Raw genomic sequence first — 22030 nt, forward strand, 5'->3', positions numbered from 1 at the left:
CCCCCGCTGACCATCCGGCGTCTGCTGCCAAGATCCGCGCAACGTCAGGGATCTGGTCGCCTCCCGGCGCTGCGGGCCGCAAGTTTCCCGGAAGCTGCGCGGATCTTGAAAGCAGACGCCGGATGGTCAGCGGGGGATCAGGGTGAGGATGGTGGCCTCCGGTGGGCAGGCGAAGCGGACCGGGGCGGTCGGGTGGGTGCCGAGGCCGGCGGAGACGTGCAACCAGGAATCCGAGCCCGGCCACCGGTGCAGCCCCCGGGCCATCGAGCGGGGCAGACCGCAGTTGGTCACCAACGCTCCGAAGCCCGGTACGCAGACCTGCCCGCCGTGCGTGTGACCGGCGAGCAGCAGCCCGAAGCCGTCCGCGGCCATCTGGTCGAGCACCCGCGGTTCGGGGGAGTGCGCCAGCGCGATGGACAGGTCGGCCGAGGAAGAGACGGCGCCGGACACCGCGCCGTAGTCGTCCCGGTCGATGTGTGGGTCGTCGACACCGACCAGGTCGATCTGCCGGCCGCCGGCCTTCAGCGTGGTCCGGACGTTGTTCAGGTCCACCCAGCCGGCGCCGGTGAACACCTGGCGCAGCTCCTCGTAGGGCAGGTCGGTGCCCTCGGTGTACTCCCGGTGGGGCAGGAAGTAGGTGAACGGGTTCTTCCAGACCGGCCCGGTGTAGTCGTTGGAGCCGAACACGAAGGCGCCCGGGTAGTCCAGCAGCGGTTGCAGCGCCCGCAGCACCCCGGGCACCGCGCCCGGGTGCGCCATGTTGTCGCCGGTCACCACGACCAGGTCGGGGTCGAGGGCGGCCAGCGACGCCACCCAGCGCTGCTTGCGTGCCTGGTCCGGCATCATGTGCAGGTCCGAGATGTGCAGCACGCGCAGCGGCTCGGCGTCGGCCGGCAGCATCGGTACGTCGTACCGCCGCAGGGTGAACATGTTGCGCTCGACGAGTGACGCGTACGCGAGTGTGGCCGTGCCGACGGCGGCGGTTCCGGCTGCGAGCCGGAATAGTGTGCGCTTTCGCATGTCGTTCAGGGTAGTTTGACCGTCCATGAGCACGCTGAAGGACCGCCTCACCGCCGACATGCGTTCCGCGCTCAAGGCGCGCGACGAGCTGACCACCTCCACGCTGCGGATGGCCCTGGCTGCCGTGGGCACCGCCGAGGTCGCCGGCAAGGCCAAGCGCGAGCTCACCGACGACGAGGTGCTCGCGGTGCTGACCAAGGAGGCCAAGAAGCGCCGGGAGGCGGCCACCGCCTTCGCCGACGCGGGCCGGGCCGAGCAGGCCGCGAAGGAGACCGCCGAGGGCGAGGTGCTGGACCGCTACCTGCCCAAGCAGCTCTCGGACGCCGAGCTGACCCAGCTGGTGTCCGGAGCGCTCGCCGCGGGCGGGTTCACCGGCAAGGCCCAGATGGGCCCGGCGATGAAGGCGGCCCAGGCCGCGGTGGCCGGCCAGGCCGAGGGCGGCCGGGTGGCCGCTGAGGTACGCCGCCAGCTCGGCCTCTGATGCCCGCGGCGGTACGTCCATTCGTCGCCGCCGATCTTGGTGACGGAGTGGGTCCCGCAAAGAGCAGTGCGCTGCTATATTGACGTCCTGGCTTGCTCTCATCGGGAGAATGTGGGGTAGCTGACGCCACCACAGCAGGCCTTATCGTCGGTGAGTACGGAAATCGTCCGTCGTGTCAAACGGACGATTTTTGCTGTGCTTATCCGAGTGTAGTTGGCTGTGCTGTCGCTGATCCGGCGTCAGTCGACCATTACGTTGCACCGTGACCGGTGCCACGTCGATCTTCTCGGGGGCAGATTCCGTTATGGATCCAATGGTTCTGAAGGCTCAGCAGTGGGTGAACGCAACTTATGCGTCAGTGCCGGGGTATGTCCGTACCGCCGAAAACGGCGTCACTGGCTGGGGTATAGCCTTCGCTCTGACCCGTGCTCTGCAGCACGAACTCGGCATCACCGAACTGTCGGACAGTTTTGGACCCACGACCTTCACCAAGCTCAGTCAGTATGGAGAAGTCGGGATCAGTTCGACGAACATGAACATGAGGACCATCGCGGAGGCCGCGCTTTATTGCAAAGGCTACAGCGGTGGCGGACTGGATGGGTCCTTTAATACCAACACTCTTTCCGGCCTCACTGCCATGGTCAACAACATGGGACTTGCCGTCGGTTATGTCACCGGCGTGGCACCCAAGGTCTTCAAGGCACTGCTGACCATGGACGCCTACGTTCTGTTGTCCGGTGGCGACACATACGTGCAGCAGATTCAGCGCTGGATGAACAGGTCCTACGGCAATCGCCGCGACTTCTACTATGGACCCTGTGACGGGTACTTCTCACGTGACGTGCAGAAGGGCCTGATCCTGGCGATCCAGTATGAGTTGGGCATGGCCGACGGTGTTGCAAACGGTGTTGTGGGACCCGGCACGAAGGCTGGACTTCGATCGCAGGCCTATGTTCGGGAGGGATCGGTCGACAACGGCGAGAGGGGCTTCGTCCGCCTGTTCCAGGCGGCGTTGACCTTCAACGGTTACGATGGGCACTGGAGTAGCAGTGCGGGCACATTCGACAGTCGCATCGAGTTCGCCGTGAAACACTTTCAAGAATTCACGAAACTGCCGCAGTCCGGCGCCGGCGACTATCAGACCTGGATGTCACTCCTGCTTTCCACCGGAGATCCTGAGCGTCGGGGGACTGCCATCGACTGCATGTACCCGCTCAACAGCGCGACGATCGCGACGGTCAAGGCGGCCGGTTACAAGCATGTCGGACGTTACATCAACGGCGGCACCAACAAGATGCTCAGCCACTCCGAGATCGCTCTCATCCTCGATAACGGGATGTCCTTCTTCCCGCTCTATCAGGAGTGGGGCGATGCGGTGCAGTACTTCAGCTACGACCAAGGCTACGAGGCCGGACTGGCTGCATGTTCCGCCGCCCGCAAATTCGGCATTCCGTACGGCACGGTCCTCTACTTCTCGGTCGACTTCGATGCCCTGGATTCGGAGATCACCAGTGCCGTCGCTCCACACTTCCGCGGTGTGCGGGACGCTGTGCGCGCAGATGGTAACCAATATGCGATCGGCGTGTACGGGTGTCGCAACGTCTGCCGGCAACTCGCCTCCCTCGGCTTGACCACCCGCAGCTTCGTGAGTGGCATGTCCACCGGTTACAGCGGAAACCTCGGCTATCCACTGCCGAGCAACTGGGCATTCGATCAGATTTCCAATCTCGTTCTAGGTGCAGGGACGCCGGGAGCAGTGGAGATCGACAACAACATCGTCTCAGGATTGGATCTCGGCGTAAACAGCGTGACGCGTGCCCGGGACGCCAACGACGCGTTCTACACGTATCTGCGGTGGGTGGAGGCCCGGGCCGGCCAGTGGATCGAGCAGGGACACAATGAACGGACAGCGGCGGAACTGACCGCCCAGTATCTGCGGTACCGAAGCCGAAAATACGACACCCCCGGAATGGGCACTACATTCGGTGAAATCGACAAGGAATTCGTCGCGTTCGCCTACAATTACCCAGCTCGACCGGACGTGGCCCCGCTGCGCGACCCGGTGACCTTCTGGGACACCGACGTCGAGCATTTCGGCGCAACCTTCGGGGGGGTCCTCAACAACACGTTGCACAGCGACCAGACCAGGGTCAGCCTGGTCGACTTCGGTGGTTGGGCCGGTGATCTCCTCAGCACCCTGGGGGATGTCCTGCAGAGCGGTGTGTCGAAGGCCGATGCCTACGACTGGGCAGTGGACCACATCGCCAATCCGTCCGACGACTCGTTCTTCACCATCGGGGACCTACTCGCGGACGTGGACGCCATGGTCCTCGGTCTGCAGTTTCGGGCCCATCCCTCAAGAACCTTGTCGTTCGAGTTCAGCGAACTCTATTCGGACCCCACCAGGTCCAAGGCACGATTCGACAACTTCTACTCGGTGCGCTTCGGCAGCAGCCAGCAGAGGTTGCTGGATGCCAGTAGGTCGGTCTTCTACCAGACCTCAGACCTTCTCTACAACGTCGCCCGCGAAGCCTTCTGGCAGGAGACGTTCAGTGACAGCACCGGTTACCAGATCGTGGGTACCGTGCCCGACGAGTACAAGGAGGCCTGCGCCGCCGCGTTCACGACCGTCGTCCAGCGCTTCGTGCAGATGTGACCGCATGCCCGAACCGTGGCCAGCCACACCCGTCCCCGTCGGCAGACCCGAAAGTGACCAGGAGGGCTCGATCATCATCATGAACGACAATTACGCAGGCTCCGGCGGCGCTCTGGGACCATCCGCGTCACGCCGTCAGGTGCTCACCCTGGCTGGGCTGACACTCGGCGCGGGTGTGGTGACGATCGGCAGCCACCCGACGGCGGCTAGCGCCGCCCCATCGGAGCCGGCGAGCCCGACCGTGCGCCTAGAGCCCGTGGCCGACGATCCTGTCGTGGTGTTGAGCGGGACCTCGACAGCCGTGGCGAGTTACCCACGCCAGCTGGCGGTGCGGCTTGTCAACGAAGGCGGGGCTCTGCCGGTGGGCACGACCGTGACCCTCACCTTCGATCAGCGGCTCTACGCGCCGTTGACGCCCGCCGTTATCACCATGGCTGGCCGACAGGTAGCGACCACGAGCGCAGTCGCTGCCATCGCGGAGACCGGGATGACCGAGTACACCCTCACTCTTCAGGAGTCGCTGCCTGCCGTGACGGCACCAGCGGCCTCCGCCGTCGCCGTGGTGGGAACTGTGCGGACTGCCACCTACCCTCGTGATCTTCTCCACCGACCGCAGGTCGGCGCGGTGAAGATCGATAGGCCCTCGCATCAGCCCCTGTCCCGGCGTGAGCTGCGGCCCAGCAGCAACGTACGCACCAAGATCGGGCGCGTTCCGTGGGGGTTCGAACTCAGCGGGGGTTGGGCGCGGCACGTATGGGGGGTTGAACGTCAGTTCGTTTACTTCCACCCACAGTCGATCACCATCACGGCCACCGGTCCGGGTTCCGCTCCGATGGACACCGCGTTCACGGTGTCTCTCGATCCGCGGCTGGTGCAGGAGATCGAGGTAGCTGCGTTGCAGCTCAACGGTAAGCGGATCGATGGTCGCATCAGGCGCGTATCCAGCCTGAGGGACGGTGCCGCATATGTCTCTCGGTGGCGGACGTCGGTGAAGCTCAAGAAGGGCGACGTCCTGGATGTGCGCCTGACAAGTCGGTTGGCTACTCCGACCGCCGGTCTGACGACGATAAAGCATCCACTGGTAGAGATCGACGAGCTGAGCCTCGAGCCATCCCAACGTCAGACGGGACGTACTACCCTTACCTGTCTGGACTCAGTTTGGGGAGCGTAACTCGAGCTGGCGAACGAGGAGTCGACCATCGGGATTCTCTGGTTCGAGTGGCCGTACATGGCGTTAGCGTCCACATTGCTCGTCGTGGTGTGGGTCGCGCTCCTGATTCGCAACCACCGGGTGGGCTGGCGTTTCTTCGCTGTGGGCGCGGGTCTGGTTGTCCTGTGCTTCATCGGGGGGCCGCTGGTGAACGGGTTGTCGACGCCAGACCCCGCATGCCGGGCTCAGGAGGGACTGGCCTGCGGCATGGGGGGTGTGACCGGCGCGGCTTGGGCGAACGGAGCTCTGGCGCTGTGCTGCCTGGTCGTGCTCCTGGTCCTGACCCCTCTGGCCAGACTTCTCTACCGGCACTCGTCCAACGCCGGCGCCCACAAGCAGTGACGACTCGTAGTAACGCAGTCTGACGGCCGACATTCATGGTGCGTGCCGGTAGCCGCCGTTCCTCGGACGTGGCTACCGGCACGTACGCCGTGCGCCGAGAACCCGCACGGGTCCGATCCGGACGGCGCGACGGGCGAGAATCAGCCCGGCGAACAGTTGTTGATCAGGCGCCATTGCCCTCACCAGGACCGCGCCACGTACCTCGATGACTGGCGCCCGACCCGGTTGGCGAGCGGCAGCGGACGTGGCGACGACGGCGGAAAGCGCCCGCCGAAAGGCGGCCCTGGGCCGACAGGCCGGCCGCCCAGGTACGCCGACAGGTCGGCCTCAGACTGGTCGCCGACCCGACGACCGGGCTACTTCTGCAACGCCTGTACCGGAGAGAACCGCGCGGCTCGGGCTGCTGGCATCAACCCGGCCAACATGCCCGCAACCATGCTGATCATGGAGGCGAACACGGCGATCCGTAGTTCGATGACGGGCGCCCAGCCGTTGACGATCGATACGAGGGAGGTGGTGAGGACACCGATCAGGGCACCGCTGAGGCCCCCGAGGCCACCGAGAACAGCGGTCTCGAGCACCAATTGGACGAAGATGTGTCGCCTGCGGGCACCGACGGCCCGCCGCAGGCCGATTTCTCCGGTACGGGTGGCAACGCTGGCAGTTGTCGCGTTGCCGATGGAGATGGTGCCGATTAGCAGCGCTATGCCGCTGATCATGAGAGTCGATTTGGTCGTACTGCTCTCGATCTCCCTGCGGAGGGTCCGAGGGTCTGGGGGCGCCACGGCCCGCAGTTCGGACGGTGCCTCCGGCCGTAGCGCGAGAGGCGCCTGCCGGCCGATGATCTGAGCCGCACCTGGATCGGTCTCCACCAGTACGTCCCGCTTGCCCACCTGGCTGGTACCGGGCTGGTCGAGGCGGTCGCCGACAGAATAGGGAACGACGGCGCCAGCGAGCGACTCCGGCCTCCGGAGAACGTCGCGGTAGATGCCGACCACGGTGTAGGGCCGGCCGGCGATGAAGACAGCTACCCCCACCCGACGGATCCCGAGTTGGCCCGCCACCGTTTCGGAAAGCATGATCACCGGCGCGGCGCTTCGCTCGTGGTAGTCATCGAAGCCCCGGCCGGCCGTCAACTGCGGGGCCATGACCCGTAGAGCAGCCGGATCAACGCCCAGGATGGGCACCCCCGTCGGCGGACGACGCAGATCGCTGCTTCGGCTCATGGGTTGTTCACCGAGAACGACCCGCCGGCCCGCCGTCACGACACCATTCAGCCGGGTCAGCCGCCCGAGGGCCGCGTCGTCGAGCCAGCTGTGGGATCCACCCGGGTCTTCCGCCTGCACCAGGACCTCGGTTGCCCTGCGGGTGTCGAAGGCGGCGGCGACCTGTTGGTGGAGGGTCGAGCCGACACCAAGACTCGCGACGAATGCCGCCGAACCGAGGATCGTGCCGATGGCCGTGACCAGGGAGCGGCCTGGATGGCTGAGGACCGAGAGCGCGGCTTCTCGGAGCAGATCGCCCAGGCGCATCCTGGATGGTCGGACTCCCAGCTCGCCAATGGCGGGCACGGAATGCCGCCAGCCCTTCACGACTCCACCACCACCCCGTCGACGACGCCGAGCCGACGGGTCGCCTCCGCGGCCACCTCCGGCTCGTGAGTCACCACCACCAGCGTCAGGCCGTCGGTGTTGAGCTGTCGCAACACGTCCAGGACGACAGCTGTGTTCGCGCTGTCGAGGTTGCCGGTCGGCTCGTCGCAGAAGAGGACCCTTGGCCGTGCTGCTACGGCGCGTGCGATGGCCACCCGCTGCTTCTCCCCGCCTGACAGATGCCGGGGATCGGCCTTTGCCCGGTGAGCCATGCCCATTCGCTCCAGCGCGTCCATCGCCAGTCGTCGGCGTTGCCGGCGGCCGTTGTGCCCGTAGAGCATGCCCAACTCGACATTCTCCAGGGCGGTGCGTCCCGGCAGGAGGTGGAAAGCCTGAAAGACGAAGCCGAAGAGTTGGCCCCGGATGGCGCCGCGCAGCGCCGCTCCGCAGTTGCTCGTCTCGACGTCGCCGACGCGATAAGAGCCCGAGGTCGGGGTGTCCAGCAGCCCGAGGATGTTCAGCAGGGTGGACTTCCCCGAACCGGAGGGCCCGGTCACGGAGACATAGTCGGCCGCCTCGACGTGCAGGTCGACCGGGCGCAACGCGTGAACCGGCTCACCATCGAGGTAGGTGCGACACACGCCTTGTAGATTCAACACATTCACTGCCCTCTGGACTGCTCGCCCACCACGACAGAGGTGCCCTCGGCCAGGGGCGCGGTGACCGGTAGCTGCAGTTCCACCCAGCCGCCTGCGGACTGCCCCGGTGAGACGGTGACGTCCACGAGTTTCGAGCCGTCGGTAACCGCCGTAACGAACGTCGAACCATCCGGGCGTGAATAGATCGCCGAAACCGGCGCGGCGAGAACCTCGGCAGCCGCTGCGACCTGTACGTCCAGTCGGACCGAGCGGGCTTCTTCCTTCATCGCCTTCCCCGAGAACCGGAAGTGCACCTGCAAACCGCTCTGCCCGTCGGCGCCTGCTTCCGGCTCGCTGCCCACGGTGACCAGCTCTGCGCTACTCCTGGCATTGGTGATCTCGTCGATGACCCCGGCGGTCTGGCCAGGTCGCAACATGGTGCTCTGCTCCGGGTCCACGGTGGCGACGATGGTCGGCGCCTGGCCGTCGAGTTCGAGCAGCGGGGCCTTGGGATCGTTGAGCACCTGGCCGACGCGAACGTTCACCTTGCTGACTCGGCGACCGCTCTTGTCGATCACGATGACCGCGGACTGCGGAAGCCAGACGGCCAAGCCTTCCTCGCTGCGCGGCGCGTCTGCGTCGGTGCCCCCCGGGGTGGCCCTGGTCGGGGTGGTTCCCGAAGGGGTCTGGTCTCCGTAGCCCCGATCGCGATAGAAGCTCTCCAGGTAGCGCCGGGTCTCCTTGTCGAGAATCCCGGTCACCGTGGCGGAGTAGCCGACCCGGCGAAGCGACTTCTGGACCTCCACGACATCTGGTCCGCGCGCGTCCGCCACCAGATCGCGGTACATGGGAAACGGGAGCGCCATGGCAAACATCGGTTCCCCGGACCGTTCGAGCAGGACCCGCCCCTCCGCCGTCCGGTCGCCAGCCCGCACCGAGACCTTGGTCACGACGCTGCTCTCACCGACGGCGGCGGAGGGTGTCAAGAGGCGTTCGCTCCGGCCGGGCACCACCCGTCCCCGAAGCACGATCGGCTCCACGAGTCGTCGACGCTCTACCGTGGCGGTCACCAGCGACGGCGAGGGTGGCGCCGCGTCCGCGGCCACCTGCTGTGGGGAGCGGAGGCTCGGCCCGGCGAAGATCGCGCCGGCGGTCACTACCAGGACCACTATGACGAACACTCCGACGAGCGTCACGAAGCGCCGACGACCAGCGACGAGGGTTCCGGGTCCTGTCATGCCGCACCGATCAGCTTTACCGACTGCTTGGCGAGTTGGGTGATTTGCGGATTGAGTTCGATGAAAGACGATTCGTGCTTGGCGACAAGTTCCCGTTGAACCTGGACCGCGATCTCGACCTGCTGACGAGCAACCCCGGTATCTCGCCGGCACTGGAACCAGGCCAACGCGACGCGGCTCTCCGCAGGCCCCGCCCGGTATTCCCGAGCCGGCACCGCAGGGCCGACCTCGATCGTCCCCGGCACACCCTTCGGCTGCCAGGCGTTCTCACCCGCCCCGGCGTCCGTACCGACCGGAACGTCGAAGAGGGCCGGGGTTGGCGCCTTGAGAAAGGCCGCCTCGTCCTTGGGCCGATGACCCTTGCCGACAAGGCAGGACAGCAGGCCACGCCAGGACGCCGGGTCCATGCGGTCGTTCACCATCGGCATCAGAGGTTCAGAGAGCTTGTTACCCAGATCGAAGTAGTTGTAGTAGAGCTGCTTGCCGTCCTTGAAGAGAGCCCGCCATGCCGTGTCGGTACAGCGGTCGTACGCGCGGTCGTAGCTGGGATCGAAACTGACGACGGCTGACGGCGCGGGGAGTGAATCGCGGCCAAAGCCGATCCGGGTCGCCTCAGCCTCCGATGTGGGACCGAAGGATGCCTCGGTGATGCGGAGGTGCCGGAACGGGTTGCGCGGTTGCCCCAGCATGACGTTGAGGTTCTGCGGATAGCCGGCCTCGGCCAGGCACTTGTTACGCACCTTCATCTGGGCGTAGTCGATCTGGCCGAGCTCGTCGCCGAGGAAGAGCGAGAACGGCTGGTCAGACTCCGCCGCCGCGAGGTCGGCCGGCGGGCCGGCCGCCGGCTGCGAGCAGCCTGTCACCGGCAGCAGCAGCGCCACGACGGCCGCGAGGCAGCCCGCTGTCGTGTGTCCCCGCTTCAATGCTCTCTCCTCATCGATTGTTGGCCTGCACGGTGGCGGGCCCTCGGTGTCGGGCCCGCCACCGCCGTTCAGGTCAGGCGCAGCGCTTGTGCGAGTTGTTCCGGGCGCTGATGGCGGCCTTGAAGTCACGCGGGAAGACCGTGTACGGCGTGCGGTAGCCCGAAAGGTCGTAGACGGTCACCGCGCAAGAGCTGTCCCGGTTCCAGAGGCCGCCCGCGGTATTGGCGACCCAGAGGCTCGTGTTTCCGTCCGGGACGTTGCCCCAGATGTCGTTGGAGTGGTCGGAGTCGTTGTACCAGAAGTGGCGCTGGAAGGAACTCGTGGTGAAGTTGTCCCAGCTGAACTGGAAGCAAATCTCCGTTCGGTTGCACGCCGCATTCCCGTCGCCCTTGTCGGCTTGCGCTGCGGTGCCACCTGCGACGACCGTAGCGATTCCGGCCAGCGCGGCTGCCATGATACGTCCTGCTCGCATTTCGCTCCTTGCACTATGAGGAGACCCCCGTGATTCGTGCGGTCGATTGACCGGCACGGACTTCTCAGGAGCCTTTCGGGCCGACACAATCGGTCCGGAATAACCTGATGGGCAGGGCATTAACCGGACCTGAATGAGCGTGGCAAATGCAGGGATAATCGCCGAGCCCTGGCAGGCGCAGAAAGGCATGCAGGACAGTCGAAGAGCCCCCGTGTGGCCTGATGTAAGGCGTGCCGCCCTCCCTGGCCGCCATAATCCTGGCTCAACTCCGTCCGCTCCGCAAGGCCTGATCCCGATCTACTGGGCGGTCGGACCCAGGCCAGGGCACGAACTTCCACCCCGTCCGTGATCGATCGGTGGCAGCGACATCGCTCGATGGTGGGCCGAGAGGATGTTCCCGGGTAATCCGCAGCCGGTGCGTGCGTCCCGGGACCCCGTGGAGGTTGCCCCGCTGCTATATTGCTTTCCTCGTACTCTGCCGCCTGAGGACTAATGCGGGGAATAGTTCAAAGGCGGCGGCTGTCCGGTCCAGCCGCGAGCCTTGGTCGTCCATAGTTGCCCGCTCAGGCGATTTTTGTGCTTGCCGGCGAGGCCCCATGGCCATCTCTGCGCTTCAGCACAACTCCGGCATAACTTGTCTCCGGATAAATCGGCCCAATGCCTTCCGTGGACTCAATGACTACGGCAGGCTCCGTTCTCGCGGGCAAGCGCGCCCGGTTGCCGTGGACGCCAAGGCGCCGATGGCAGCGTTGGTCGTCTGCGGGCGGCCTCAGTCGCTGACCACCAACCGCTACCGAGGCCACCCACGGAGGCAGGCCGCAGTATGTGAAACGGGCGGACACCAATCCCGGTGTCCGCCCGTCTCACATACTGTGCGGCATGTGATGTTTGTCCGCAGCCTTAGCCGCCCGGGCGGCCCGCGCCGGGCCGACCGTTGTTGCCGGGCTGGCCGTTGTTGCCGGGGGGCGTGCCGCCGGCCGGTGGGCTGGCGCCGCCGCCGCTGCTGACCTGGATGGTGACCACGCCGCCCTTGATGGTGCGCCCGTCCGGGCTGGTGCCGGCCGCGGTACCGGCCGGGCAGGTCGACGTCACCTTGGCGTCGGAGACGACGGGCTCGAAGCCGGCGCCCTTGAGTCGCGACTTCGCCGTCTCGACCGACTGGCACTTCACGTCGGGGATGCTGCGCTGGTCACCCTCGGAGATCTTCTGGCCCGGCGGCTCGAACTGGATCCGCGGCTTGCCCTTCATGGCGTCCCGCAGCGTCTCGTACACCGGCGGGTTGATGCCGTCCTTCTCCTTGTGCTTCATCTTGACGTTCGTCTGCGGCCAGTCCGGGTCGGCCATGATGCCGGCCACCGCGTACTGCTTGGTCATCGCGACCAGGGCGGCGGTCTTCTCCGAGTCGGTGGTGCCGGACTTGCCGGCCACCGGAGCGTCGACGATCCCCTTCACCACGGCGGCGGTGCGGCTGCTGCCGCACTTGCTGGTCTTGGAGTTGTCACCGACCGGGCAGCGGGCGGCGTCAACGGCGGCCCGGGCCACCTCGGTGCTGAACCGCTTCTCGCAGCGCGGGTTGGCGACGTCCAGTTTCCTGCCCTCCGGGTCGCGAATCTCCTGGACCGGGGTCGGCTCGCAGTATTTGCCGTCCGCCGCAAGGGTGGCGTACGCGTTGGCCAGGTCCAACGGGGTGGCCTGCGAAACACCGAGGGTGAAGGCGCCCCAGTCGTGCGCCGCGTCCTTCGTGCCACTGAGTCGGAGATCTTCTGTGGTACGGAACTGGATGCCGGCCCGCTTGGCGGCATCGACCACGTTCTCGGCGCCGACCTGCTGCTGAAGTGGCACGAAATAGGTGTTGACCGACTGGGCGAACGCGGTCCACATGTTCTGCACACCGCCGGCCTTGAGCCCGGAGTTGGTCGGGCAGTACAGGTTGGTGCCGGGGCAGGCGGCAGGTCCCGGCTGGATCTTGTATTCCGACCTGAACTGCTGCGGGGCGTTGAAGGTGTAGCTGAGCGGGATGCCCTTCTCGAGCGCCGCCACGATGGTGAAGATCTTGAAGGTCGAGCCGGCCTGGTAGCCGGTTATGCCGTCCCCGCCGGTTAGCAGCGGGTTGACCGTCGCCGGGTAGTTGCCCCGGATGCCCTTCCTGCTCTTCGCCGGATCGCTGGAGATCTTGTTCGTCGGTTTCTTCGGGTCGTCGAGCTTGAACTGCCGGTTGACCGCGAGCGCCCGGACCCGGCCGGTGCCGGGCTCGACCACCGCGACCATGGCGGCTTCCTTGCTGTTCTCGCTCTTGGCCTTGCGGACTGCCCTGTCCGCACCCCTCTGCGCCTGAACGTCGATCGAGGTCACGACGGTGTAGCCGCCGCTCTTCAGTCGCCGCTCCCGGTCGTACGTGGTCGAGCCGAACGTCTCCTGCTGCATCCACCACCGGTAGAAGTAGTCGCAGAAGAAGCCCCAGCTGTTGACGTTGGCGGCGACGCAGCCGTTCGGGGTGCGCTTGTCCTTCACCACCAGCTTGGTCGCCTTGGCCGCGTCGGCCTCCTGCTGGGTGATGGCCTTGATGTCGAGCATGTTCTGGATGACGTAGTTGCGCCGGTCCAGAGCGAGCGGGAAGCCGGCCTTGGTGGTCGGGTCGTTGGTGGTGGGCGCCTTCACCATGCCCGCCAGCAGCGCCGCTTCCTCGATCTTCAGCTTGCTCGGCGGCTTTCCAAAGTAGACCTGGCTGGCGGCGTAGATGCCGTACGCGCCGTTGCCGAACGAGGCGAGGTTGAGGTAGCGGGTGAGGATGTCTTCCTTGGAGAACTCCTTGTCGACCTGGAGGGCCAGCCGCATCTCGCGAAGCTTGCGGGCGCTGGTGTCCTCGGTCGCCGCGACCACGTCGGCCGGGTGGCTCGCCGAGTACGCGATGGCCAGCCGGACGTACTGCATGGTCAGCGTCGAGGCGCCCTGCCGGCCGGCGCCCTCGTTCTGGTTGTTCACGAACGCGCGGGCGACGCCGTTGATGTCGACGCCGTTGTGCTTGTAGAAGTCATGGTCCTCGGCCGCAATGATGGCCTTCTGCATGTACGGGGAGATGTCGGCGAGCTTCACGTCGCGCCGGTTCTCGTCGTACATCGTCGCCAGCGGTGTCTTGCCGTCCGAAGCCATCAGGTAGCTGATCTGTGGCGCTCGGGCCACCGTCAGCTCCGTGGGCAGGGCGCCGAAGGTCTCGGCGCCGGCCTTTGCGGCCAAGCCGGACATCGCCACCGCGGGGAAGGCCGCCGCTGCGACCACCACGCCGGCCAGCAGGCCACACACGAGCAGCGATGCGGCGTTGGTCAGCACATTGTGGTCACGTTTCCGCATCCAGGTCACCTCGACAGGGTACGCGAGTAGGGAACGAGGGGCGCTGGGGCGTTCTTTCCCCATTTCCTGCGCGCGCTGCCCTCGTTGTGCTAAACGCACGACCCCCGGTGCGTGGTTGCGTCCGACCTGGCGTGAGTCTCCTCCGACCGGAGGAGGCGGCGCAGCGTTTTCGTCGACCTCGGCGGGGTAACCGGCGGGCGAAAGCCCGGGAAGCCGGGAGTGTCCGGAATGATGGATTTCGCCAACAACGTTGCGTAATCAGTCGACTACAGAGCATGATGGGGGCGGCGACAGCGCCACATGTCGTTCGTGCCGCCTTGGGGAAGGCAGGCCGGGCGATCGGGGGGAATTGCCGGCTGACGTGCAACGAGGTCGGTAGGTACTGCAAGGGGGGACGTGTACACATGGGCATGATCACTGACTGGCCGTCGCTGGCGGCGTGTCAGAACGGGGACCCGGACGCGTTGTTCGTACAGGGCGCCGAACAGAACGTGGCGAAGCGGATCTGCCGGAGCTGCCCAGTTCGGTACGAGTGCCTGGCCGACGCGCTGGACAACCGGATCGAGTTCGGTGTGTGGGGTGGCATGACCGAACGCGAACGGCGGGCGCTGCTGCGCCGTCACCCGCAGGTGACGAGCTGGCGCAAGATGTTCGAGGCGGCGATGAAGAAGAACAGCAAGGACAAGGCCGGCAAGGACAAGATTCTCGTCAGCGCGGCCAACTGACGCCGGTCACGGCCGGCTGATCGCCGCGCCGATCGTCCGCAGCCCGTCGACGTCGTGCACGTCGGCGGGCTGTGCCGTCACCGACACCGCCGGCACCGACGGGAACGCCTCGGTGAACCGCGCGGCGACCTGCTGCTCGCGTACCGCCTGGCGGGCCAGCGCGGCGTGCGCCCGCAGCACGTCGGCGGTGGCCTCGTGCCCACCCAGCTCGGTCAGCCGCTCGGCGGCGGCCCGGCTCCGCTCGGCGTCCAGCTCCGGCACCGCCGGCCGGTGAACCCGGTTGAGGACCAGGCCGGCCAGCGGCATCTTCTCCTCCCGCAACCGGCCGGCGAAGTAGGCGGCCTCCCGGACCGCGTCCGGCTCGGGCGCCGCGACCAGCACGAAGGCCGTCTCCCGCGCCTGGAGGATGCGGTACGTCTGCTCGGCCCGCTGCCGGAAGCCGCCGAACATCGAGTCCAGTGCGGCCACGAAGCCGGACAGGTCGGTGAGCAGCTGCGCGCCGAGCACCTTCTGCACCACCTTCGAGAACATCCCGAACGAGGCGGTGACCAGGCTGAACATGCTCCGCCCACCGCTGCGTGCCGGGGCCAGCAGCAGCCGCAGCATCCGGCCGTCGAGGAAGCGGGAGAGGCGGGCCGGCGCGTCCAGGAAGTCGAGCGCCGAGCGGGACGGCGGGGTGTCCACCACGATCAGGTCCCACTCGCCCCGGGCGTGCAGCTGGCCCAGCTTCTCCATCGCCATGTATTCCTGGGTGCCGGCGAACGTCGAGCTCATCGCCTGGTAGAAGGGATTGGCGAAGATCTCCGCCGCCTTCGCCGGGTCGGTGTGCTGGAGCACCACGTCGTCGAAGGTGCGCTTCATGTCCAGCATCATGGCGTGCAGCTCGCCGCCGCTGGTCTCGACGTCGATCCCCTTGACCTGGCGGGGCGTGTTGTCCAGCTCGGTCAAACCCAGCGACTGGGCCAGCCGGCGGGCCGGGTCGATGGTGAGCACCACCGTGCGCCGGCCGTGGTGCTCGGCGGCCCGCAGCGCCAGCGCGGCGGCCGTGGTCGTCTTTCCCACCCCGCCGGCACCGCAGCACACGACGATCCGCACGCCCGGGTCGGCGAGGATCTTGTCGACGTCCAGCTGCGGCGCCGCGTCTTCGGAAGGCACCAATCGAGCGTATCGGGCCGGGTGGGTCCGTGCGCCCGTGCCGACCTCAGGTGTGAGTCAATCGGCCCGCGAGGGCCTGGGTCAGTGTCGCGAGCCCCGCCCGGTCCACCCCGTCCGGTAGCAACGGCAGCTCGATCAACGGCAGCCCCAACTCCACCAGGTCCGCCCGGAGCGAATCCTCCAACTCGCGCCGGATGAGCTGGTCACGCGCCTCGTCGTGCAGGCCGGCCACGATGTCCCGGTCGGCCGGCAGCCCCGCGGCCACCAGCCCGCGCCGCAGCTCGGCCGCGGTGACCGCCGGGCCGGCGGGCACCGCCGGTCGGGTGCTGTTGACGATCACCTTCCCGATCCCGAAGCCGAGCGAGGTCAGGTCGGCGATGGCGTCCACCGTCTCCTGCACCGGCATCTCCTCCAGCAGCGTGACCACGTGCACCGCGGTTATGGGGGAGCGCAGCAGCGCGGAGACCCCCTCGCTCTGGGTCTTGATCGGGCCAACCTTCGCCAGCCGGGCGGTCTCGGCCGTGACGTTGAGGAACCGGCCGATCCGCCCGGTCGGCGGCGCGTCCAGCACCACCGCGTCGTACGCGCGGCGCTGCCCCGACGTGCGGGTGGTGGCCTCCTTCACCTTGCCGGTGAGCAGCACGTCGCGCAGGCCGGGGGCGATGGTGGTGGCGAAGTCGATGGCGCCGAGCTTGCGCAGCGCCCGACCCGCCGCGCCCAGCTTGTAGAACATGTCGAGGTACTCGAGCAACGCCTCCTCGGCGTCCACCGCCAGCGCACGCACCTCACCGCCGCCCGGCGCGTCGGCGAGGTGCCGCTCCTCGTAGGGCAGCGGGTCGATGCCGAAGAGCTGGGCGATGCCCTGCCGCCCCTCGACCTCCACCAGCAGGGTGCGCCGGCCGTCAGCGGCCAGCGCCAGGGCCAGGGCCGCCGCCACGCTGGTCTTGCCGGTGCCGCCCTTGCCGGTCACCACGTGGAGGCGGGCCGACCATCCGGTACCGGCCGGGTCGGTCGGCCGCTCAGCTGCACGCACCCGTCGAGCCTATCCAGGCCCGCCGGTCACGCGACCTCGCAGACCCACCAACCCGACTTCTGCACCACCGTGAAGCGCAGATCCTGGTCGGCCACCTTCTCGTCGGAGGTGGTCATGGTCACCCGGGTGGAGACGGTGGCCCGTTCCCCGGTCTGGTTGTCCACCTTCGGGGTGGTCCACCGGAAACGCGGGTTCTGGTACTCGGTGGCGTACTTCTCGACCTCGGCCACCTTCGCGGCGATCTTCTTGTCGTCCCGGGAGGCGGCGCAGACGCGGCTGGCCGCCTTTGTCGCGTCCCGATCCTTGTAGACCGCGGTGAGAAACTCGTCGACGGCGACCGCCGGCTCCTTGGCGCCCTGGCCGGTCTCGGCATCGCGCAGGGTCAGGAAGGCCACCACACCGCCGCCCACGCAGAGCACCATGATCACGATGAGCGCGATCGCCGCGATCAGCAGGCCGCGCTTCTTCTTCGGCTCGGCGGCGCCCGGGTACGGCGGGTAGCCGGGCGGGGGCGGCGGGATCGAGGACGGGTCCTGGGTGCCCGCCGGCGCCGCGGCCGAGCCGCCCAGACCCTCGGTCTGAGCGGCGCCACCGACCCCGCCGGGCTGCCCGGGGAAGGCCTGCTGGACGGGAAAGGCCGGCCCGGCCGGTGATGCGGGGAACGCCGGTCCGGCCGGCGATGCGGGAAAGGCCGGCCCGGGCGGCGATGCCGGGAAGGCTGCCCCGGGCGGCGATGCCGGGAAGGCTGACCCGGGCGGCGATGCGGGGAAAGCCGGCCCGGCCGGCGACGGCTGCTCGGCCGGGCCGGCCGGGAGCGCCGGCCGGGTGGGCTCCGCGGGGAGAGCGAGCGGGCCGGGCTGCGCTGCGGGGGCGGACTGGCCGGGGATGACCGGAGAGCCGGCCTGGCCGGCGGGATCCGGGTCGGCCGGCGGGCGTTCGGGCGTGCCGGCCTGGTCGCCGCTGGGCGGTTGGGTCATGTCTTTCCCCCGGGGGTGCGGCGCCCGCCGCCACCCCTGGCGTCGAGCGTGATCGAGCGGGCGGCCGGCACTGCGCGACCGTCCGACCGGAAGGGTAGCGGTCAATGACCGGACCGGTGTCGCCGCCGCCGCGCCGTACGGGCCCGGGATCCGGCGGACGGGATCCCTCGGGCTGTGCACCGCCGGGCCTCCCACCTGCAATGTGTCGCATATGTGACTAGGGGTGAGCGGCCGTGCGCGTCCTGTTGGCGGGACTGCAGCCACCGACCTACCTTCGACGCGGGTGCGGGGGGCCGGAGCGGACGGAAGGTTCGACCGGAAGCGTGATCCGACAGGTACACCGGAGGCAGTGCATGCGCGACGTGGACAACATCCCTCGCACCCAGTTCCCGACGAACGACCGGCCCCGCCGGCACGGGTCCGTGGGTGAGGCCGACGGGCCGGTGGGCAGCCTGCCGGTCAACGAGCGGTCGTACCGTCGGGTGCCCGAGCCGCCGGAGGTGGCCGTGGCGTCGAGTCGGCCGACGGAACGGGTCCGCGAGGACGAGGAGCCGGGCTTCGTCATCCACCTGCCGATCCGGGTGCCCGACCTGGTGGCGGCGACCGCGCTGGCCGGTCGGGTCGCGGTGTCCCTGGGCTTCCTGCCGGAGCTCGACGCCGGCGAGACGACCGTGTCCAACGCCGACGACCAGAACAACCGGCACCGGGTCTTCTGCGACCTGTTGCTGCCCGACCGCTCGCGCTGCCCCCAGGGGTACGAGCACGAGGGGCCCTGTGGGGAGCTGCCGGCCGCGCCGGAGCAGCGTCCCGCACCTCGCCCGGCCAGCGGACCGTAGGCTGTGCCTCGAATACGTCCGCACCGAGAGGGAGCCCTCCAGCGATGCAGAAGTGGGAATATTCCACGGTCCCGCTGCTGGTCCATGCGACCAAGCAGATCCTCGACAACTGGGGCGAGGACGGGTGGGAACTCGTCGCCGTGGTCCCCGGGCCCAACCCGGACCAGCTGGTCGCGTACCTGAAGCGGCCCAAGGCATGAGCAACGGCCCGCACGCGAAGCTCGCCGAGCTGGGTCTCGAACTGCCCGAGGTGGTGCCGCCGGTGGCCAGCTACGTGCCGGCCGTGCAGTCCGGGCAGCACGTGTACGTCTCCGGCCAGCTGCCCATCGCCGAGGGGAAGCTGCTGGCCACCGGCAAGGTTGGCGCCGGGGTCTCCGCCGAGCAGGCGAAGGACCTGGCCCAGCGGTGCGCGCTCAACGCGCTGGCCGCGGTCGACTCGTTGGTCGGCTTGGAGAACGTGGTCAAGGTGGTCAAGGTGACCGGTTTCGTGGCCTCAGCGCCCGGCTTCACCGGCCAGCCCGCCGTGATCAACGGTGCCTCCGACCTGTTCGGCACCGTCTTCGGTGAGGCCGGTCGCCACGCCCGCAGCGCCGTCGGGGTCGCCGAGCTTCCCCTGGACGCCCCGGTGGAGATCGAACTGATCGTCGAGGTCGCCTGACCCGTCACCAGCCCCGCGATCATGCACGTCTGCCCGGGTGAAAAGCCCTGAACGGGCATGAATCAGGGACCGCAGGTGCAAGATCGCGGGGTGTGGTGGGCGGGGTCGTACGATCGCAGCCATGAGCGGGCACGTGACGGCGCCGGCGGCGGCGCTCGCCGACGAGTTGCCGGGCTGGGTGACGCTGCTGCGTGCGCCGAACCCGGGTCCGATGACCCTGGACGGCACCAACACGTGGGTGCTGCGCGCCCCGGGCGCGGAGTACGGCGTCGTGGTCGACCCGGGGCCTGCGGACGAGGGGCACCTGACCCGGATCGCCGAACATGGCCCGATCGGGCTGATCCTGATCACCCACGGGCACCCCGACCACACCGAGGGCTCCGCCCGCCTGAGTGAGCTGCTCGGCGGCGTGCACGTTCTCGCCGTCGACCCGGCGCACACCATCGGCGGTGAGCCGTTGACCGGGTCGGGCGAGCACTTCGGGGGTTTCGGCCTGGAGATTCGTGCGCTGGACACTCCGGGGCACACCGCCGACTCGGTCTGCTTCCTGGTCGAGCGCGGCGACGAGCGGGTAGTGCTCACCGGTGACACCATCCTCGGCCGTGGCACCACCGTGGTGGCGCACCCGGACGGGCACCTCGGCGACTACCTGACCAGCCTGGATCTGCTCTCCGCGTACCCCGGGACTCCGGCGCTGCCCGGGCACGGCCCGGCGCTGGCCGACTGCGCCGCCGCCGCCGAGTTCTACCTCGCCCACCGGCGGGCCCGGCTCGACCAGGTCCGGGCCGCCGTCACTGCCGGCGCCCGCACCCCCGCGGACGTGGTCGCGGCCGTCTACGCGGACGTGGACCGTTCGCTCTGGTGGGCGGCCGAGTGGTCGGTCCGCGCCCAGTTGGAGTATCTGGGCGTCGACACCGGGGAATCCGAGCCGGGGGTCAGTGGGTTGGAGCACATGTGACCTGCCCCGTGTGTGGAACCGTCGCCGTTCCCGGCGCGCGGTTCTGCCACAACTGTGGTGCCGCGCTGCCGGCCGCCGCGACGTTGCCGGCGGCCGAGCGTCGGGTGGTCACGGTGCTCTTCGGCGACCTCTCCGAATTCACCTCCTGGTCGGAGGACCTCGACCCGGAACGCGTCGGGGCGGTCACCGACCGGGTGCTCGCCGCCCTCGCCGGCGCGGTGAAGACCTTCGGCGGGCACGTCGACAAGCTGACCGGCGACGGCATCATGGCCGTCTTCGGCGCGCCGGTGGCGCACGAGGACGACGCCGAGCGGGCTGTCCGGGCCGCGCTGTCCATGCAGCGGGCGGTCCGCCGGGTGCTCGACGACGAGCGGGGCGGCGGCGCGCCACTCGGGCTCCGGGTCGGGCTGAACACCGGCGACGTCATCGCGGGCATCCAGGCCGCCATCGAGTACACGGTCATCGGCGACACGGTGAACACCGCCGCCCGGTTGGCCGACGCCGCCGCCGTCGGCGCGGTCTACGCCGGCGCGCGGACAGCGGCCGCGACCCGGCACGTGGCCTCCTGGCGGGCGCTGCGTCCGCTGCGGCTGAAGGGCAAGCGTGAGCCGGTCGAGGCGTACGAGCTGCTCGGCCTGCTGGACGCGCCGGGCACCCGGTCGGGGCTCGGCGACGAGGCGCCCTACGTGGGCCGGGAGACCGAGATCGGTCGCGTCGCCGGCCGTCTCGCCGAGGTGATCGACCAGGGTGACCCGCGGGTGCTGCTGATGACCGCCGAGGCGGGCATCGGCAAGTCCCGGTTCGCCGCCGAGGTGGAACGCCTCGCCGCCGGGTACGACGTGGGCGCCGGCCGGTACGCCGCGCACACGGGCGCCCGGGTGCTCTCGGTGCGCTGCGCCGCGTTCGGTGAGCGGCGGCGGCTCGCGCCGCTGGCCGACCTGGTCCGCGCCGCGGTCGGCCTGCCCGGTGACGCGGCCGCCGCGCTGACCCGCCCGGCGGTGGAGGAGCGGCTGCGGCGGCTCGGCCAGCGCCTGGCCCGTGCCGGCGGTGAGCCGTCGCCGATCGCGACCGACCAGCTGCTGGCGCTGCTCGGGTACGCCGAGCTCCCCGCACACGGTGGCACCGACAACGGCGAGTGGGGCGGCACGGGCGTGGCGACGGCCGACGCCGAGGCGGTGCCCAACGCGGTCGCCGAGCTGCTCAGCGGGCTCGCCGCGGAGGCGCCGCTGGTGATCGTGGTGGACGACCTGCACGACGCCACCGCCGAGACGATCAGCGCTCTCGGGCTGACCCTGTCCCGACTCACCGGCCCGGTGCTGGTGCTGCTGCTCGGCCGCCCCGAGCTGGTCCGTACCGCCGGCGCGCTGACCCGGGTCGCGGACGCCGAGGTGCACTCCCTGCCGCCGCTGCGCGGCGCCGACGCGGCCCGGCTGCTCACCACCTACCTCGGCGGCGGGGCCACCGTCGACTACGTCAACTCCGGGGCGGTCAGCCGGGCCGAGCCGCTGCGGGGGGCGGTGGACCGCTCGCGCGCGGTCGCCGCGGTCAACGGCGACTTCTTCGACATCAACAACTCCGGTGCGGCCGAGGGCGTCGGCATCCGCGACGGCGAGCTGATCCAGTCGGCGGTCAGCGGCCACCGCAACGCCGTGGCGGTCACCGCGGACGGGCTCGGCCGTGTCATCGAGGTGAACTTCGACGGCACCGCCACGCTGCCCACCGGCCCGGTGCCGCTGACCCAGTTCAACAACATCGTGCAGCCCGACGG

General features: G+C 68.8%; 19 protein-coding genes and 1 pseudogene. 10 read left to right on the forward strand and 10 right to left on the reverse strand.

The window, feature by feature from the left end; all coding sequences use genetic code 11:
- Positions 1 to 126: 126 nt before the first annotated feature.
- Positions 127 to 1020: a metallophosphoesterase gene (locus tag DKT68_RS12375; protein WP_109817564.1), complete on the reverse strand. Its 894-nt coding sequence runs from the start codon at positions 1018 to 1020 to the stop codon at positions 127 to 129.
- A gap of 25 nt (positions 1021 to 1045) precedes the next feature.
- Here DKT68_RS12375 and DKT68_RS12380 point away from each other — a divergent pair, with 25 nt between their 5' ends.
- The 4 genes from DKT68_RS12380 (at position 1046) to DKT68_RS32375 (ending at position 5709) form a co-directional block, all read left to right on the forward strand.
- Positions 1046 to 1501 (forward strand): GatB/YqeY domain-containing protein, encoded by a 456-nt coding sequence (locus DKT68_RS12380; RefSeq protein WP_109817565.1) that lies wholly within the window; start codon positions 1046 to 1048, stop codon positions 1499 to 1501.
- Between the two features lie 262 nt (positions 1502 to 1763).
- Positions 1764 to 4157, forward strand: coding sequence for a glycoside hydrolase domain-containing protein (locus DKT68_RS12385; protein WP_109817566.1), 2394 nt, complete (start codon positions 1764 to 1766; stop codon positions 4155 to 4157).
- Between the two features lie 4 nt (positions 4158 to 4161).
- Positions 4162 to 5328: a hypothetical protein gene (locus DKT68_RS12390; protein WP_146218343.1), complete on the forward strand. Its 1167-nt coding sequence runs from the start codon at positions 4162 to 4164 to the stop codon at positions 5326 to 5328.
- 246 nt (positions 5329 to 5574) lie between these two features.
- Positions 5575 to 5709 carry a hypothetical protein gene (locus DKT68_RS32375; RefSeq protein WP_269089849.1) on the forward strand — a complete coding sequence of 45 codons (135 nt, stop codon included), beginning with the start codon at positions 5575 to 5577 and terminating at the stop codon, positions 5707 to 5709.
- Between the two features lie 356 nt (positions 5710 to 6065).
- Here DKT68_RS32375 and DKT68_RS12400 read toward each other — a convergent pair whose 3' ends face one another.
- From DKT68_RS12400 to DKT68_RS12425, 6 genes are all read right to left on the reverse strand, one after another.
- The gene (locus DKT68_RS12400; RefSeq protein ID WP_146218344.1) at positions 6066 to 7301 is read right to left on the reverse strand and encodes an ABC transporter permease; all 1236 of its coding nucleotides are present in this window, start codon (positions 7299 to 7301) and stop codon (positions 6066 to 6068) included.
- Complete coding sequence (locus DKT68_RS12405; RefSeq protein WP_236646856.1) at positions 7298 to 7942, reverse strand: ABC transporter ATP-binding protein; 645 nt, start codon at positions 7940 to 7942, stop codon at positions 7298 to 7300. The genes DKT68_RS12400 and DKT68_RS12405 overlap by 4 nt, the downstream gene beginning before the upstream one ends.
- Positions 7943 to 7962: 20 nt before the next feature.
- Positions 7963 to 9135, reverse strand: coding sequence for a hypothetical protein (locus tag DKT68_RS12410; RefSeq protein WP_109817571.1), 1173 nt, complete (start codon positions 9133 to 9135; stop codon positions 7963 to 7965).
- 38 nt (positions 9136 to 9173) lie between these two features.
- Positions 9174 to 10058 (reverse strand): hypothetical protein, encoded by an 885-nt coding sequence (locus DKT68_RS12415; RefSeq protein WP_109817572.1) that lies wholly within the window; start codon positions 10056 to 10058, stop codon positions 9174 to 9176.
- 115 nt (positions 10059 to 10173) lie between these two features.
- Positions 10174 to 10554, reverse strand: a complete 381-nt coding sequence (locus DKT68_RS12420; protein ID WP_109817573.1) for a hypothetical protein — start codon at positions 10552 to 10554, stop codon at positions 10174 to 10176.
- A 918-nt stretch (positions 10555 to 11472) separates the two neighbouring features.
- Entirely contained in the window at positions 11473 to 13920 is a 2448-nt protein-coding gene (locus DKT68_RS12425) for a transglycosylase domain-containing protein (protein WP_109817574.1), read from the reverse strand.
- Between the two features lie 404 nt (positions 13921 to 14324).
- Between DKT68_RS12425 and DKT68_RS12430 the strand changes: the two genes are divergently transcribed.
- Positions 14325 to 14645 carry a WhiB family transcriptional regulator gene (locus tag DKT68_RS12430; protein WP_030328078.1) on the forward strand — a complete coding sequence of 107 codons (321 nt, stop codon included), beginning with the start codon at positions 14325 to 14327 and terminating at the stop codon, positions 14643 to 14645.
- A gap of 6 nt (positions 14646 to 14651) precedes the next feature.
- On the opposite strand, the gene DKT68_RS12435 is transcribed toward DKT68_RS12430, so the two are convergent.
- Genes DKT68_RS12435 through DKT68_RS31895 form a run of 3 tightly spaced genes read right to left on the reverse strand, consistent with a single transcriptional unit; the run spans position 14652 to position 17402 of the window.
- Positions 14652 to 15803, reverse strand: a complete 1152-nt coding sequence (locus DKT68_RS12435; protein WP_109817575.1) for an ArsA family ATPase — start codon at positions 15801 to 15803, stop codon at positions 14652 to 14654.
- Between the two features lie 43 nt (positions 15804 to 15846).
- A complete protein-coding gene (locus DKT68_RS12440; protein WP_109817576.1) occupies positions 15847 to 16833 on the reverse strand; it encodes an ArsA-related P-loop ATPase in 987 nt (328 codons plus the stop codon).
- A gap of 26 nt (positions 16834 to 16859) precedes the next feature.
- Positions 16860 to 17402, reverse strand: coding sequence for an Rv0361 family membrane protein (locus DKT68_RS31895; protein WP_407940731.1), 543 nt, complete (start codon positions 17400 to 17402; stop codon positions 16860 to 16862).
- A gap of 761 nt (positions 17403 to 18163) precedes the next feature.
- Between DKT68_RS31895 and DKT68_RS12450 the strand changes: the two genes are divergently transcribed.
- The 5 genes and pseudogenes from DKT68_RS12450 to DKT68_RS31900 all read left to right on the forward strand — a co-directional run.
- Positions 18164 to 18646 carry a hypothetical protein gene (locus DKT68_RS12450; RefSeq protein ID WP_109817578.1) on the forward strand — a complete coding sequence of 161 codons (483 nt, stop codon included), beginning with the start codon at positions 18164 to 18166 and terminating at the stop codon, positions 18644 to 18646.
- Positions 18647 to 18690: 44 nt separating this feature from the next.
- The gene (locus DKT68_RS31425; protein WP_007466198.1) at positions 18691 to 18846 is read left to right on the forward strand and encodes a DUF4177 domain-containing protein; all 156 of its coding nucleotides are present in this window, start codon (positions 18691 to 18693) and stop codon (positions 18844 to 18846) included.
- The gene (locus DKT68_RS12455; RefSeq protein WP_109817579.1) at positions 18843 to 19304 is read left to right on the forward strand and encodes a RidA family protein; all 462 of its coding nucleotides are present in this window, start codon (positions 18843 to 18845) and stop codon (positions 19302 to 19304) included. Before DKT68_RS31425 ends, DKT68_RS12455 begins: the two co-directional genes overlap by 4 nt.
- 121 nt (positions 19305 to 19425) lie before the next feature.
- On the forward strand, positions 19426 to 20262 hold the full coding sequence (locus DKT68_RS12460; RefSeq protein ID WP_109817580.1) for an MBL fold metallo-hydrolase: 837 nt from the start codon (positions 19426 to 19428) through the stop codon (positions 20260 to 20262).
- Positions 20259 to 21719: pseudogene (locus DKT68_RS31900) on the forward strand (adenylate/guanylate cyclase domain-containing protein); the annotation flags it as partial. The gene DKT68_RS12460 and the pseudogene DKT68_RS31900, both read left to right, overlap by 4 nt.
- Between the last annotated feature and the right edge of the window lie 311 nt (positions 21720 to 22030).

Origin of the sequence: Micromonospora acroterricola (genome assembly GCF_003172955.1) — a bacterium.
Lineage (GTDB): Bacteria > Actinomycetota > Actinomycetes > Mycobacteriales > Micromonosporaceae > Micromonospora > Micromonospora acroterricola.

Excerpts from the sequence above, each read along its gene's own strand:
- DKT68_RS12375 (WP_109817564.1), bottom strand. The coding sequence starts at position 1,020 with ATGCGAAAGCGCACACTATTCCGGCTCGCAGCCGGAACCGCCGCCGTC.
- DKT68_RS12380 (WP_109817565.1), top strand. The coding sequence starts at position 1,046 with ATGAGCACGCTGAAGGACCGCCTCACCGCCGACATGCGTTCCGCGCTC.
- DKT68_RS12390 (WP_146218343.1), top strand. The coding sequence starts at position 4,162 with ATGCCCGAACCGTGGCCAGCCACACCCGTCCCCGTCGGCAGACCCGAA.
- DKT68_RS32375 (WP_269089849.1), top strand. The coding sequence starts at position 5,575 with ATGGGGGGTGTGACCGGCGCGGCTTGGGCGAACGGAGCTCTGGCGCTG.
- DKT68_RS12420 (WP_109817573.1), bottom strand. The coding sequence starts at position 10,554 with ATGGCAGCCGCGCTGGCCGGAATCGCTACGGTCGTCGCAGGTGGCACC.
- DKT68_RS12425 (WP_109817574.1), bottom strand. The coding sequence starts at position 13,920 with ATGCGGAAACGTGACCACAATGTGCTGACCAACGCCGCATCGCTGCTC.
- DKT68_RS12430 (WP_030328078.1), top strand. The coding sequence starts at position 14,325 with ATGGGCATGATCACTGACTGGCCGTCGCTGGCGGCGTGTCAGAACGGG.
- DKT68_RS12450 (WP_109817578.1), top strand. The coding sequence starts at position 18,164 with ATGCGCGACGTGGACAACATCCCTCGCACCCAGTTCCCGACGAACGAC.
- DKT68_RS31425 (WP_007466198.1), top strand. The coding sequence starts at position 18,691 with ATGCAGAAGTGGGAATATTCCACGGTCCCGCTGCTGGTCCATGCGACC.
- DKT68_RS12455 (WP_109817579.1), top strand. The coding sequence starts at position 18,843 with ATGAGCAACGGCCCGCACGCGAAGCTCGCCGAGCTGGGTCTCGAACTG.
- DKT68_RS12460 (WP_109817580.1), top strand. The coding sequence starts at position 19,426 with ATGAGCGGGCACGTGACGGCGCCGGCGGCGGCGCTCGCCGACGAGTTG.